Source organism: uncultured Eubacterium sp. (assembly GCF_937958975.1).
Taxonomy (GTDB): domain Bacteria; phylum Bacillota; class Clostridia; order Lachnospirales; family Lachnospiraceae; genus Eubacterium_G.
In genome coordinates, this window is sequence record NZ_CALGRE010000022.1 from 65768 (window position 1) to 81683 (window position 15916).

Below are 15916 nucleotides of genomic sequence, written 5' to 3' on the forward strand. Positions count from 1 at the left end.
ACTTTTTACACATATTTGTTGTTTAATATAAGTATAAAATTGTAATATTAAGTGATTACTGATAAAATATAAAATATGCGGAGGTACCTTATGGAACAATTAAAAATACTTGTAGTTGACGATGAAGATAGAATGAGAAAACTCGTAAATGATTTTTTGACAAGAAAACAGTATAAAGTGGTTGAAGCAGCAGACGGTGAAGAGGCAATTGATTTATTTTTTCAAAATAATGATTTTGATTTGGTTATTTTAGATGTAATGATGCCTAAAATGGATGGATGGGAAGTCTGCAGAGAGATAAGAAAGTTATCTAAAGTACCAATAATTATGCTGACGGCAAAAGGCGAAGAGAGTGATGAGCTGCTGGGGTTTGAACTCGGTGTTGATGAATATATTACAAAACCATTCAGTCCGAGAATTTTGGTGGCAAGAGTTGATGCTATTCTCAGGAGAACGAATAATATTGACCAGAATGAAATTGAGCAGGCAGGAAACATAGAGATTAATAAAGCGGCTCATATTGTTAAAGTTCATGGAGAGATAGTCGATTTAAGTTTTAAAGAATTTGAATTGCTAACTTATTTCGTACAGAATAAGGGAATTGCATTGTCCAGAGAAAACATTTTAAATAATGTATGGAATTATGATTATTTTGGTGATGCGAGAACGATTGATACTCATGTAAAAAAATTGAGAAGTAAATTAGGTACTTGCGGAAAGTATATTTTAACCATTTGGGGTATGGGATATAAATTTGAGGTAAACGAATGAAAAGAAGACGTTCCATCAGATATAAAATGACTGCCCTTGTTATTGTGATTATGGTTGTTTCCATGGGAGCTGTGGGTTTGTTTAGCAGTATGTTTATGGAACGATACTATACAAACAAAAAGCAATCGACAATAAAAAAAGTATATGCAACATTAAAAAATGTGGTATCTAAAGATGAGAAAATAGAACAGGCAGAAAATATAAGAAAATTAAACAGTATTTGTGAGACTTCAGGTGCTACATTGATTATGGTGGATATTACAGGATATTCTGTGTATGCATACGGAGCGGATAAAAACTTAGCGGACAGATGGGCAGATTTAGTCTTTGGACAAAATATTAATGAAAATAAAGAAAATAAAATTATCGAATCGGGAGAAGACTATACGATTCAGTATATGGTAGATAAAAGGTCGACAAATAAATATTATGAATTGTATTCCATTCTTGACAATGGTAATTTTATTATTATCAGGATGTCAGTCGAGAGCTTTAAAGAAAGTATCGGCATCACAAATAAATTTTATCTGCGCCTGGGAATATGTGCTATTATTATAACAACTATCGTAATATTGTTTATGATGACAAGATATACGAAACCATTATTGCAGTTGGCAGATATTTCAAAACGAATGTCAGAGTTGGATTTTAATGTGAAATATGAGGGGCATCATAACGACGAATTGGGAATACTCGGTGAGAGTATGAATGAAATGTCAGAAAAACTGGAGGAGACGATAACTGAACTGAAAGCAGCAAATATTGAACTTCAAAAGGATATTGCAGAAAAAGAAGAAGTGGATGAGATGAGAAAAGAATTTATTTCAAATGTTTCTCATGAATTAAAAACACCGATTGCGTTAATTCAAGGTTATGCGGAGGGGCTTCAGGAGGGAGTCGGTGAAAGTCCTGAGGATATGCAATACTATTGTGATGTCATTGTCGATGAAGCGGCAAAAATGAATAAGATGGTAAAAAATCTGCTTACTTTAAATCAACTAGAGTTCGGAGGAAACCATGTCCATTTAGAGAGATTTGATATTGTTTCGGTAATCGAGGGTGTGATACATTCAATGAAGCTCCGTATAGAACAAAAAGGAGTTTTGATACAGTTTGTGCCTAGAAAACCTATAAGTGTCTGGGCAGATGAGTTCCAGATTGAAGAAGTAATTACAAACTATTTGAATAATGCCTTGAATCATGTGGATGAAAACAAAATAATTAAAGTGGAAATAATTGAAAAAGATGGTATAGTAAGAGTGTCAGTTTTTAATTCCGGGAAACAGATACCGGAAAGTGAATTAGAAAATATATGGATTAAGTTTTATAAAGTGGATAAGGCAAGAACCAGAGCTTATGGCGGAAACGGAATAGGATTGTCTATTGTAAAAGCAATTATGGACAGACATGGGAGAGAATATGGTGTGCGAAATTGCGATGAAGGTGTTGAATTTTGGTTTGAACTTGATGGTAAAACGCTAGAAGAAGGGAAAAAAGGACAGATTAATGATAGCGATAATTGATTATGATGCGGGAAATATTAAGAGCGTGGAAAAAGCTTTCCAATATCTGGGGGAAAAAACAATAGTCTCAAGAGATAAGGATGAGATTCTTGCGGCGGATAAAGTGGTGCTGCCCGGAGTTGGAGCTTTTGGTGATGCCATGAAAAAATTAAGAGATTACAATTTAGTGAACACTATATATGATGTTGTAGATAAAAAGACACCATTTCTTGGCATTTGTCTGGGACTTCAGCTGCTATTTGAAAGCAGTGATGAGACACCGGACGTGAGTGGTTTAGGGATTCTTTCAGGGGAGATTCTTAGGATACCGGATAAGCCGGGATTTAAAATTCCTCATATTGGATGGAACTCTCTGGAGTTAAGCAATTATGGAAAATTATTTCAGAATATTGATGAACAGTCTTATGTTTATTTTGTACATTCATATTATTTAAAAGCAAAAGAAGAGTCTATTGTTAAAGCCAGTACGGAATATGTTACACACATACATGCTTCTGTAGAAAAAGATAATGTTTTTGCCTGTCAGTTTCACCCCGAAAAGAGTGGTGATGTGGGATTAAAGATATTATCTAATTTTGCAAATTTAGATTGATGTAGAAAAATATATAAGACGGGAGATTATAATGCATACAAAAAGAATTATTCCATGCCTTGATGTGAACAATAACCGCGTGGTAAAAGGTACAAATTTTATAAATTTGAGAGATGCCGGAGATCCGGTTGAAGTGGCGAAAGCATATAATCAGGCTGGAGCAGATGAATTAGTTTTTTTGGATATTACAGCATCATCAGATCACAGGCGAACAGTTGTGGATATGGTACGAAAAGTAGCAGAGCAGGTATTTATTCCTTTTACGGTAGGCGGCGGCATTAGGACGGTAGATGATTTTAAAGAGTTATTGAGGGAAGGCGCCGATAAGATTTCTATTAATTCAGCGGCAATTATGAATCCAAATCTGATTAGCGAAGCGGCAGATAAATTTGGGAGTCAGTGTGTAGTCGTTGCCATTGATGCTAAGAGAAGGGAAGATAGTAATGGATGGAATATATTTAAAAATGGTGGTCGCGTAGACATGGGAATTGATGCCGTGGAGTGGGCAATGAAGGCAGATAAACTCGGAGCAGGAGAAATACTTCTCACAAGTATGGATTGTGATGGTGTAAAACAGGGCTACGATATAGAATTAACAAAAATAATTGCAGATAATGTTTCGATTCCGGTGATTGCTTCGGGAGGAGCGGGAACAAAGGAACATTTTCACGAGGCACTGACAGAGGGAAATGCAGATGCAGCTCTTGCAGCATCTCTGTTCCATTATAAAGAACTTGAGATTATGGATTTAAAGCACTATTTAGATGAAAAAGGAGTTGCTGTCAGACTGTAATATGGGACAAAAAATACAGCGAATAAAAAATGAAATACTATTTTATAATGAATCCCAGCAGCGGAAAATTAAAAAAAAGGAAAATAGAAGATAATATCAGAGATGCCTGTATGAGAAGAGAAGTTCCATATGAGATTATTTATACATCAAGAGCAGGAGAGGCGAAACATATAACAGAAAATCTTATTGATGAAGAATGTGTTGTTTTTTCTGTTGGAGGTGACGGAAGTTTAAACGAAGTTTTGAATGGAGTAGTAGCATCTGACAATAAAATACTTGGGAATATTCCAACAGGCAGTGGAAATGATTTTGACAGGTCTTTAGAAGATTTAGATACAGGTATACATTATATTGATGTAGGCAAAATTAATGGAAGATATTTTATTAATGTGGCATGTATTGGCTTGGATGCTGATGTGGCGAATAATCTTTCTATGATTCGTTCAAAAAAATGGATACCTGTCACACAGCGTTATAATGCCGGATTAATATTTACATATTTTAAGTATAAATTTAAGAAATTAAATATCAGTATGGGTGAGACAACAATTAATAATGAGTGTACTATTCTTGCTGTTTGTAATGGGAAATATTATGGCAGTGGATATAAAATAGCGCCTCACGCTATATTGAATGATGGGATGTTTGATGTATATATCGTGGAAAGGATGCCAAAACTTTCAATAATCCCGGTTCTGATTAAGTTAATTTGTGGTAAGCACGAAACGGACAGGCATGTAAAAAAATATAAGGATTCAAAAATTGTTGTTGATTGTCAAGAGACATATACTTTCAATATAGACGGTGAAATGATAACGTCAAAACACTTTGAATTAGAGATTGAAAAAAGAGCAGTCAGGATATTCAATGATAAAAAACTTATAAATGAAATACTGGAGGATTAAAAAATGGGAATGATTTGTAATGATTGGGTGGAGCCTTTGAACGCAGAATTTAAAAAGCCTTATTACAGCGACTTATATAAATTTGTTCGGGATGAATATAGTAAGACAGTGGTTTATCCACCGGCAGATGATATTTTTAATGCGTTTCATTTTACACCGTTAAAGGATGTAAAAGTTTTACTGTTGGGACAAGACCCATATCATAATGTGAATCAGGCGCATGGATTGTCATTTTCAGTTTTGCCGGGAAATGAAACGCCACCGTCATTAGTCAATATATATCAAGAATTACATGATGATATAGGATGTTATATTCCTAATAATGGTTATTTGAAAAAATGGGCGGACCAGGGAGTTCTATTATTAAATACAGTCCTCACAGTGAGAGCTCACAGAGCAAACTCACATCAGGGACACGGATGGGAGCAGTTTACGGATGCAGTAATTGAGGCTGTGAATGCTCAGGACAGACCAATTGTATATTTTTTATGGGGAAGTCCTGCCAGAAGAAAAAAGGTAATGCTGACAAATCCGAAACATCTTATATTAGAGGCACCTCATCCAAGTCCTCTCTCTGCATACAGAGGATTTTTTGGATGTAAGCATTTTAGTCAGGCAAATGATTTCCTGAAAGCGAATGGAGTGGAGCCTATTGATTGGCAGATTGAAAACATATAATAGTTATAGATAAAAAACACCATTTTTAGAAATGGTGTTTTTCTTTTAGAAAAAGTAAACATTTTCCAATAAGTATTGACTATAAAAAAATATAAGGGTAGATTTTATATTGAAGAAAAAGGATTTATTTGCGTCGGGGGGCGTAGATAGGATTCAATATAAGGGAGGTTTATCTATGATTAAAAAGAAACTAATTTCAGCTTTATTGGCTTTAGTAATGGTTTGTACATTACTACCAATGAATTTACCAGTGGCAAAGGCAGCTACAACGTCAGACCCTGGAAGAAGGGTTGTCGGATATCTGCCGTCATACAGAATGGGTACAGTTAATTCGATTGACTTTTCAGCGTTAACACATTGTAACCTGTCATTTATGACTTATAGTAATGGAACACTGACATCAGGTTTTTCGGCAGGAGATGTGCAGACAATTGTAAGTAAATGTCATGCAAATGGAGTGAAGGCATTAATAGCTGTAGGAGGTTGGAATGGTTTTAATACCAGTGATGGTCCATTCACAACAGCGGCAAAAAGAACTTCATTTGTAAATCAATTGATGAATTATGTAAATACATATAATCTTGATGGTGTGGATTTAGATTTAGAAGTAACAGATGCCGGTGTATGGAACAATTTTGATGCACTTGTTTCTGAATTATCATCCAGATTAAAAGCCAGCGGTAAGCTTCTTACAATGGCAGTAGGAACATGGTTTACAGGAGGAATACAGAATAGTACATATCAGTATTTCGATTTTCTGAATTTAATGTCATATGATTATAATCAGAGCGGAACAGGTGAGGTTGCCCCTTGGAGCCAGATTTATGATATGATTTCATATTATGGCTCAAGAGGAGTGAGTAACGACAAATTAGTTATCGGCGTTCCGTTTTATGGATATGGAGCTGGGGGAACAGCATACACATATGCAGAAATGGTAGGTTCCAATGCAGCAAATGCTAATTTGGATTATGCGAATGGCGTATATTATAACGGAATGAGTACAATCAGAAAAAAAGCAGAATATAGCAAGAGTTATGGTGGAACAATGATTTGGGAGATTGGACAGGATTCCTACTCATCTTATTCTTTACTTGGAGTAATTAAGGATGTTATGGGTTCTGGAAGCTCACAGCCACAGACAACAAAGGCACCTTCCACTAATATCCCGGCAGGTTTTACAAGTGCAATACAAAATGATTGGGTTACATCAGGAAACTGGGGATGCTATTTTGGAAATTGGAGTGGTTCAGCTACAGGTGCTTATAAAGGTGGAAATGGAACACCGTATCAGCTTTATGTAGAAAATGCAAATGTTGGTGTGCCATGGTTGATTCAGGCAAGATATGATACTAATGTTGTTGCAGGGCATAAATATAAGGTGACGGTAAATGTAACATCGGACAAAGCAGGAAACATCGGTATTAAGGAAGATATTTCAAATGCGTCAACAGACCAGGCTTATCATGATATTCGTGTAGGCTCCAATACGATTACAGCAACGTTTGATGTCACATCAAATCAGATGAGAGTAATGTTTGAGTTGGGTAATGGTATTCAACCTGGGACAACTCTTACATTTAATAGTATAAAAATAGAAGATTTGACTGGAACAGAAGTGACAACAGCTCCAGATACACAGGAAACCACAGAGTCACAGCAGCCGGGTACACAGCCAATCGAGGTAATTGGACATGTAATTTCCAGTAAAGAAAATAATACAATTACAGTAGTGTGGGGACAGAGTGAACAGCAAATTGCAAATGGACAGAAATATAATGTTTATGTGGATGGTGTATTAAAGCTCAGTGGAGTAGAGTGTGCAGAGCATGTAATTTCCGGTATTGCCGGTGGAAATCACACGGTTAAAATAACAGCAGTATTAAATGGCAAAGAGAGTACAGGTGTTACAGGAGATATTAATGTGGCAGGCGGAGCAGCTGTGGAAACAACAACACAGACACCGGAGACAGAAGAACAGGCTGCATCTAATATTGAGATTAACGGATGTCAGATTAGTACAACAAAAGAAGGATATAGAGTGGTATATTCTGTAAACAAAGGCAGTGATATTGAAAGCTTTGGATTAGTGTATGGTTTAGCTTCATCAACTAATATGGCAGAAATGGTGGTTAATTCAACAAATAGCTTAGTACATGATTATCCTGCTACTAATACAGGTAAAGTCGATGTGAATTACAGTGGAAAGAATAATTATGAAAGCTATGCAATGACAATGACACTTGTGAAAACAGCAGAATTTTATAATTCAGAAATTTATGTGAGAGCATATATGAAGATGAAAGATGGAACATATAAGTATAGTGCAGTAAAATCTTTGACAGTATATGATATTGCAGATAATTTATATAGTAATAAAAAGATGACAAACAAAGCTGGGCATGATTATCTTTTCGATAATATTTTATCAGTAGTAAATCCTTCATATAATGCGATTGACTTTGATTGGAAAAATATATTTGCATAATAAATAATTATATAGGTTATGCATTGAATATTAATAACTGATAATAAAAACAGGATTGACAAAAGTCAATCCTGTTTTTTATGTTATCTATAAATATGTCTATTCTTGCTTTATTTTTTTATTTGCTGTTGCGAGCATTAATTTAATACGGTTTAATTGATTCACTTCGCTGGCTCCGGGGTCATAGTCTACAGCAACGATATTTGCATCAGGATTCATTGCACGGAGTTTTTTAATCACACCTTTTCCGACAATATGATTTGGAAGACAGGCAAATGGCTGAGTACAGATAATGTTTGGAACATCATCATGAATCAGATGTAACATTTCACCGGTAAGGAACCATCCCTCACCGGTCTGGTTTCCAATAGAAACTACTTTTTCAGCCATTTTACTCATTTCCCATATATCAGATGTAGGGGTAAAGTGTTTACTCTTAATTAATGCTTTTTTTGCCGAATTTCGCATCCATTCAATAGCGCTGATTCCTAAGTTGTTTATACGGACGGATTTCTTGTCAAAACCTAAATTTTCATATTTAAACGTTGCATTTCTAAATCCATATAAGAAGAAGTCAATCAGGTCGGGCATGACAGCCTCTGCCCCTTCAGCTTCAAGTAATTGAACCAGATTATTGTTAGCAGTAGGAGAGAACTTAACTAAGATTTCGCCTACAATACCAACTCTTGGCTTTTTAATATTTTGAACCGGAATTGCATCAAACTCTTCTACGATTTTTTTCATATTATGCTTAAAACGTCGAATACCAAATTTTTTATCAGCCAGTTCCCTGCATAGTTTATATTCCCATTTTTTGTGCAGTGCATCTGTTTCACCTTCGTTCATTTCATATGGGCGGGTTCTGTAAACGACTCTCATAAATAAATCCCCATATAAAACAGCCTCCACAGCTTTGACTGCAAATTTCGGAGTGATTTTAAAACCGCTATTTTTTTCAAGTCCCTGTAGACTGAGTGAGAGAACAGGAATATGTCCCATCCCTGCCTTTTCTAATGCACGCCGGATAAATCCTATATAATTTGTTGCCCGGCAGCCACCACCGGTTTGTGTGATAATAACAGCAGTTTTATTCAAATCATATTTACCCGAAAGTAGTGATTCCATAATCTGCCCAACAACAATCAGAGAAGGATAGCAGGCATCGTTATTTACATATTTTAATCCCATATCTACACAGGATTTATTGCTCTCCATAACTTCAAAATTATATCCACATGAATTGAGTGCAGCTTGTAGCATTGTGAAATGGATTGGACTCATTTGTGGCGTCAAAATTGTGTACTTGTCATCATACATTTGTTTTGTAAATTCAACTTTATTAATCGAGGATGGCTGAATATAGCGCTCAAAATGTTTTTCGCTTCGAACTCTTATAGCAGCGAGAAGTGAACGAATCCTGATTCTTGCAGCTCCCAGATTATTTACTTCATCAATTTTGAGAACTGTGTATATTTTTCCGGATTTTGTTAAAATGTCACTGACGCAGTCTGTAGTAACAGCATCTAACCCACATCCGAAACTATTCAACTGGACTAAATCTAAATCATCCCTTGTTTTTACAAAGTTGGCAGCTTTATAAAGCCTTGAATGGTACATCCATTGGTCAGAAACGATTAAAGGTCTCTCAACTTCCGCAAGATGTGACACAGAGTCTTCTGTAAGAACCGCGAGTCCGTAGGAATTAATCATTTCCGGTATACCATGGTTAATCTCAGGATCGACATGATACGGACGGCCGGCGAGAACGATACCGCGTCTGCCGGTTTTTTCCATGTATTTTAATGTTTCTTCCCCTTTCTTTGCCATATCCTCTCGGGAAGCGATAAGTTCGTTCCAGGCAAGATGAGCAGCAGTTTTTAATTCTGTTTCAGGAATATGGAATGTTTTTGAAAATTCTTCCACAAGCCTTGTAGTAATTGTATCTTCGTTTGTGAGAGCCATAAAAGGATTCATAAAGTGAATCGATGAATCTTCCAATTCTTCCACGTTATTTTTAATGTTTTCGGCATACGATGTAACGATTGGGCAGTTATAATGATTGTTTGCATCCGGTGTTTCATTTCTCTCATATGGAATGCAAGGATAGAATATGAATTTTGCACCATTTTGTAATAACCATGCAATATGCCCATGAACTAATTTAGCCGGATAACATTCGGATTCGCTAGGAATGGATTCGATACCCATCTCATAAATCTTATGAGAAGATTCAGGGGAGAGCATAACGCTGTAACCCAATTCTTTGAAAAATGTTGCCCAAAACGGAAAGTTTTCGTACATGTTTAGGACTCGGGGAATGCCTACAATACCTCGTGGGGCTGTTTTAGCATCTAAGGGTTCGTATCCAAACATTCTCTGCATTTTATACTCAAACAGATTTGGTATATTTTCTTTATTTTTTTGTCCACCAATTCCTTTTTCACATCGGTTTCCACTGATAAAGCGGCGACCATCAGAAAATTTGTTGATTGTCAAAAGGCAGGAGTTGGTACAGCCTTTACATCGGGTCATAGAAGTATCATAAGAAAAAGCCTCTAATTCTTTTAGGCTTAGCATGGTAGTGCTCTCGCCGTGAAAACGCTCTCTTGCAATGAGAGCAGCGCCAAAAGCGCCCATTATACCTGCAATATCAGGTCTGATAGCTTTGCAGTCAGCGACTTTTTCAAAACTTCTGAGAACAGCATCATTATAGAAAGTACCGCCTTGAACGACAACTTTTCTTCCTAAACCTTTCGCATCTGTTATTTTGATAACCTTGTAGAGTGCATTTTTTATAACGGAATAAGCCAGACCGGAAGAAATATCTGCAACGCTGGCTCCTTCTTTTTGTGCCTGTTTTACATTTGAATTCATAAACACGGTACATCTTGTGCCAAGGTCTGTAGGATTTGTGGCGAATAGCGCTTCTTTTGCGAAATCCTGTACTGTAAAGTTTAAAGATTTGGCAAAAGTTTCAATAAAGGAGCCACATCCGGAAGAACAGGCTTCATTTAACTGGACACTGTCTACAGAATTGTTTTTAATTTTAATACATTTCATATCCTGTCCACCGATATCCAGAATACAGTCTACCTGTGGTTCGAAAAATGCGGCGGCATAGTAATGCGCAACTGTTTCAACTTCTCCCTCATCTAAAAGAAGCGCCTCTTTGATTAGAGCTTCTCCATATCCGGTAGAGCAGGAACGCACAATTTTAGCATCATCTGGTAATTTCGCATAAATATCTTTCACAGCATTAATAATAGTCTGTAAAGGGTTTCCGTTATTTCCGCTGTAGAAAGAATATAGAAGTGTACCATCTTCCCCGACTAAGGCAGCTTTTGTTGTAGTAGAGCCGGAATCAATACCGAGAAAACAATTGCCACTGTAGGCAGATAAATCTCCTTTTTTAACAGTTGCCTTGTTATGACGTTCTATAAAGGCGTCATATTCCTGTTGATTATGAAATAATGGGTCAAGACGTTTGATTTCCATAGACATTTTGACCCCTTTAGATAACTGTTCATGTAAATCAGAAATATTGACTCTTACGTTTGTATTGTGATTTAATGCCGCACCGGTAGCTGCAAAAAGATGGGAATGTTCCGGAGCAACGATATGTTCATCATCTAATTTTAATGTTCTAATAAATGCATTTTTTAGTTCAGGTAAAAAGTGAAGCGGACCACCAAGGAATGCAACGGTTCCCCTGATTGGTTTACCACATGCGAGACCTGAGATTGTTTGATTTACCACTGCCTGAAAAATGGAAGCTGCTAAATCTTCTTTTGTAGCACCTTCGTTTATCAATGGCTGAATATCAGTTTTGGCAAAAACACCACACCTTGCAGCGATTGGATAGATTGCCTGATAATTTTTTGCATATTCATTCAGACCTGAGGCATCTGTTTGTAAAAGAGATGCCATCTGGTCGATAAACGAACCTGTACCTCCGGCACAGATTCCATTCATGCGCTGTTCAATACCGTTTGTAAAATAAATGATTTTTGCATCCTCTCCACCAAGCTCGATAGCAACATCGGTTTGTGGAGCATAATTTTCAAGTGCAGATGCAACGGCAACAACTTCCTGTACAAAAGGCACTTTTAAGTGGTTTGATAACGCAAGTCCACCGGAACCGGTAATCATTGGAGCAAGCTCGATATTTCCTAATTTGTCCTGAGCTTTCTCTAATAAAGAAACTAAAGTTTCCTGGATATTTGCGTAATGTCTTTCATAGTCTGAAAAGATTAAATTATTTTTCTGGTCTAATATTGCGATTTTTACTGTTGTAGAACCAATATCGATACCAAGACTGTAATAATTATTATTCATTATTGCCTCCGATTCATCTATAAAAAGATAATAATATTCAAAAAAAGAGTGTTTTCGATATTTTTCATCAAAAACGACTTCTTATTATAATATAAAAAAAATAAAAAAACAACTAAACAACCTTTTACACATAAAGGAAAGTGGTGAAAAAAATGTGAAATATTAAAAATGTGTTTAGGATGATTAAAAAAACAAATTTGAATAAGAAAGTTGTTTGACAAACAGTATGACAGAATTTATACTGTAATTTGGATTACTAAGGATGTTAAAGTATATGTATATAGAATTTATAGATAGAACAAATTGCCTATGGAATATTTATGAAAAGAAAGATACTTTTGTTCATAATCAGCAGAGCAGGTTTTTGCAAAGAATATAATTTAGGAGAATTGATATGGCATCAAAGTTTGAGAAGAAATTTGGAAAATATGCAATAAAAAATTTATCACTATATCTTATTATTGCATATATTATCGGATATGTAATTCAGTTTACAAGTCCTGAGATGTATAGTTTTCTATTATTTAATCCTTATATGATTTTACATGGTGAGGTATGGAGAATCTTTACATGGATATTAGTTCCCCCGGAAGGATTTGGAATTTTTACAATTATTATGCTTTTGCTTTATTACCAGCTGGGGCAGGGACTTGAGCATACATGGGGAACATATCGTTATAATGTATATATGTTTTCAGGAATTATTTTTACAGTTGTGGGAGCGTTTATATTATATGGATTATTATTGCTTTTGTATTATGTGGGAATTGTGTCAGGAGATATGCTTGGCGGAATGATGCTTGGAAGTTTCTTTAATCCAGAGGCCTGTTTGGGAACCGTTATCAGTTTATGTGTCAGCACATATTACATTAATATGTCGATATTCCTGGCATATGCAGCTACTTATCCGGAGGAACAGCTCTTATTATACTTTATCGTTCCTATAAAAATAAAATGGTTTGGATTTTTGTATGGTGCATATATTATTTTTGAAATTTTTGAGGCATTTAAATATGGTCCAAGAGTTACGGCGATTGTAACTACAGTCCTTATTATAGTATCCTTACTAAATTTCTTAATATATTGGCTTTGGGGAAGACACAGAGGCCGATTTAGTCCAAAACAGGTGAAACGGAGATATGAATACAAACAATCCATAAAAAAGGCAAAGCCTGTAAACTATGGTGGTGGGGCAAGACATAAATGTGCGGTTTGTGGCAGAACAGAGTTAGATGACCCGAATCTGACCTTTAGATATTGTTCAAAATGTTCTGGAAATAAAGAGTATTGCCAGGACCATTTATTTACACATAATCATAATTAAGTTGGAAGGAATAGATATAATATGCAGGAGAATTTTAGTAGAGGTGCCGGAATTTTGATGCCGGTCAGCAGTCTGCCGTCTCCATACGGAATTGGAACTTTTGGAAAAAGTGCCTTTGAATTTGTAGATAGTCTTGTCTGTGCACAGCAAAAATACTGGCAGGTGCTGCCACTTGGACCGACAAGTTTTGGGGACAGTCCTTATGCCTCGTTTTCAGCATTTGCAGGAAATCCGTATTTTATTGATTTAGATATATTGATAGAAGAAGGACTTTTAACAAAAGAATATGTTCAAAGTTTTAGATGGAATATGGAAGAACAGTATGTAGATTATGGATTGATATATAATTCAAGATTTACGGTTTTAAAAGAAGCTTATAAAAATAGTAATCATAAAAATACCAATAAATATAAACAGTTTTTGAAAGAGAACGGGTTTTGGCTGGACGGTTATTGTCTATACAGTGCCTGTAAGAAGAAGTTTGATTATATGTCATGGCAGGAATGGGATGAAGACATTAAGTATAGAGAAGCCGATGCGTTGGAGAAATATAATAATGATTTGGCAGATGATATAGATTTTTATAGATTTATTCAATACAAATTTTCACAGCAGTGGAGTCAATTAAAAGAATATGCTAATGAAAATGGAGTAGAAATTATTGGAGATATTCCGCTCTATGTTGCAATGGATTCTTCTGATGTATGGCAGAATCCGGAGGTATTTCAATTAGATGAAGATTTGATGCCTAAGAAAATTGCGGGAGTTCCGCCGGATGCATTTTCAGAGACAGGACAGAGATGGGGGAACCCTCTTTATGATTGGAAAGCTTTAGAGAAGGATGATTTTTTCTGGTGGCGAAAGCGTATGGAACATTCTGCAAATCTATATGATGTTATAAGAATTGACCATTTTATAGGAATGGTAAAATATTATTCCATACCTACAGAAGACGAGGATGCAAGAAACGGAAAATGGAATAAGGGTCCGGGAATGAAATTGATTCGGGCAATAAATGAATCTATCGGTGATAAACGTATTATTGCAGAAGATTTGGGTGTGAAAATGCCCGAAGTAATAGAAGTTCTTGAAAAATCCGGATATCCGGGTATGAAAGTTCTAGAGTTTGCCTTTGATGGCAATCGAAAAAATGACCATTTGCCATATAACTGGACACCGAATATGGTGGCTTATGGAGGGACACACGACAATGATACTCTTGTAGGTTATTTTACCGGGCTTCAATCGTGGGAACTCGGGTATATAAGAGAATACATGGAATGTAGAAATGGTTCCATAGATGACCTTGTAGATAAAGTTTTTAAGACGGCATATGAGAGTGTGGCAAATCTTGTTATCTTTCAAATGCAGGATGTATTGAAAGTGGGCAATATTGGCAGAATGAATCTGCCATCATCAATGGGGACAAATTGGAGATGGAGAATGCTAAACGGACAATTTAGCGCAGAAAAAATTGAGAGACTAAGATACTTATGTGATATTTATGGTCGATAAGAGTGATGAAAGTACAAATTTTTGTTAGTAAAGGGAGGACTGAAGATGACTAAGAAACCATTTGTAACGTTAGAACAGGTACAGGAGATAGCAAAGAAATACCCAACACCTTTTCATATTTATGATGAAAAAGGGTTTATGGATAATGCGAGAAAAGTAAATGAAGCTTTTTCTTGGAATAAAGGATTTAGAGAATATTTTGCAGTAAAGGCAACACCAAATCCGTTTATTATCAAGAAATTAGCTGAGGTGGGATGTGGTGTAGACTGCTCATCCTACACAGAACTTATGATTGCGGATAAGTTGGGGCTTAGAAATGATGAGATAATGTTTTCCTCGAATGAAACACCGGAGGGAGAGTTTGCTTATTGTAACAGTCTGGGTGGTATTATAAACTTAGACGATATTACAATGATTGATTTTATGGAAAAAGAATGCGGCATTCCGGAGACAGTCAGCTGTAGATATAATCCGGGTGGAGTTTTTGAGGTTTGTAACGGAATTATGGACAACCCTGGAGAATCTAAATATGGAATGACACCGGAACAGATTGTTGAGGCTTTTAAAATCCTAAAAGAAAAAGGGGTTAAAAATTTTGGTATTCATGCTTTTCTCGCAAGCAATACAGTGACAAATGAATATTATCCGATGCTTGCAAAAACAATATTTGAACTTGCGGTTAAGCTGGAAAAGGAAACCGGAGCAGATATTAAATTTATTAATCTGTCCGGTGGTGTAGGTATACCATATACACCTGAGCAGACACCAAATGATATTATGGTAATCGGCGAGGGGGTTAGAAAAGTTTATGAGGAAATTCTTACGCCGGCCGGAATGGGTGATGTGGCAATCTATACGGAAATGGGACGTTTTATGATGGGACCATACGGTGCGTTAGTGACAAAGGCTATTCATGAAAAACATATTTACAAAGAGTATATCGGTGTGGATGCATGTGCCGCAAATCTAATGAGACCAGCTATGTATGGCTC

The 15916-nt window shown here is 36.0% G+C and carries 11 protein-coding genes; 10 read left to right on the plus strand and 1 reads right to left on the minus strand.

Annotated features, from left to right (window positions below):
* Positions 1 to 90 precede the first annotated feature (90 nt).
* From Q5O86_RS03860 to Q5O86_RS03890, 7 genes are all read left to right on the plus strand, one after another.
* Entirely contained in the window at positions 91 to 771 is a 681-nt protein-coding gene (locus tag Q5O86_RS03860) for a response regulator transcription factor (RefSeq protein ID WP_302625832.1), read from the plus strand.
* A complete protein-coding gene (locus tag Q5O86_RS03865) occupies positions 768 to 2294 on the plus strand; it encodes a HAMP domain-containing sensor histidine kinase (protein ID WP_302625833.1) in 1527 nt (508 codons plus the stop codon). Before Q5O86_RS03860 ends, Q5O86_RS03865 begins: the two co-directional genes overlap by 4 nt.
* Positions 2278 to 2886 carry an imidazole glycerol phosphate synthase subunit HisH gene (hisH, locus tag Q5O86_RS03870; protein WP_302625834.1) on the plus strand — a complete coding sequence of 203 codons (609 nt, stop codon included), beginning with the start codon at positions 2278 to 2280 and terminating at the stop codon, positions 2884 to 2886. Before Q5O86_RS03865 ends, hisH begins: the two co-directional genes overlap by 17 nt.
* Before the next feature lie 31 nt (positions 2887 to 2917).
* Entirely contained in the window at positions 2918 to 3679 is a 762-nt protein-coding gene (hisF, locus tag Q5O86_RS03875; protein WP_302625835.1) for an imidazole glycerol phosphate synthase subunit HisF, read from the plus strand.
* Positions 3680 to 3708: 29 nt separating this feature from the next.
* Positions 3709 to 4584, plus strand: a complete 876-nt coding sequence (locus Q5O86_RS03880) for a diacylglycerol kinase family protein (protein WP_302625836.1) — start codon at positions 3709 to 3711, stop codon at positions 4582 to 4584.
* Between the two features lie 3 nt (positions 4585 to 4587).
* Positions 4588 to 5262, plus strand: coding sequence for a uracil-DNA glycosylase (gene ung, locus Q5O86_RS03885; protein ID WP_302625837.1), 675 nt, complete (start codon positions 4588 to 4590; stop codon positions 5260 to 5262).
* 175 nt (positions 5263 to 5437) lie between these two features.
* A complete protein-coding gene (locus Q5O86_RS03890) occupies positions 5438 to 7750 on the plus strand; it encodes a glycosyl hydrolase family 18 protein (protein WP_302625838.1) in 2313 nt (770 codons plus the stop codon).
* Between the two features lie 99 nt (positions 7751 to 7849).
* Here Q5O86_RS03890 and Q5O86_RS03895 read toward each other — a convergent pair whose 3' ends face one another.
* Entirely contained in the window at positions 7850 to 12085 is a 4236-nt protein-coding gene (locus Q5O86_RS03895) for a 2-hydroxyacyl-CoA dehydratase (protein WP_302625839.1), read from the minus strand.
* Positions 12086 to 12479: 394 nt separating this feature from the next.
* Here Q5O86_RS03895 and Q5O86_RS03900 point away from each other — a divergent pair, with 394 nt between their 5' ends.
* From Q5O86_RS03900 to Q5O86_RS03910, 3 genes are all read left to right on the plus strand, one after another.
* The gene (locus tag Q5O86_RS03900; protein ID WP_302625840.1) at positions 12480 to 13409 is read left to right on the plus strand and encodes a hypothetical protein; all 930 of its coding nucleotides are present in this window, start codon (positions 12480 to 12482) and stop codon (positions 13407 to 13409) included.
* Positions 13410 to 13430: 21 nt separating this feature from the next.
* Positions 13431 to 14924 carry a 4-alpha-glucanotransferase gene (gene malQ, locus Q5O86_RS03905; protein ID WP_302625841.1) on the plus strand — a complete coding sequence of 498 codons (1494 nt, stop codon included), beginning with the start codon at positions 13431 to 13433 and terminating at the stop codon, positions 14922 to 14924.
* A gap of 45 nt (positions 14925 to 14969) precedes the next feature.
* The coding region (locus Q5O86_RS03910) for a diaminopimelate decarboxylase (protein WP_302625842.1) at positions 14970 to 15916 on the plus strand (947 nt) is incomplete at its 3' end.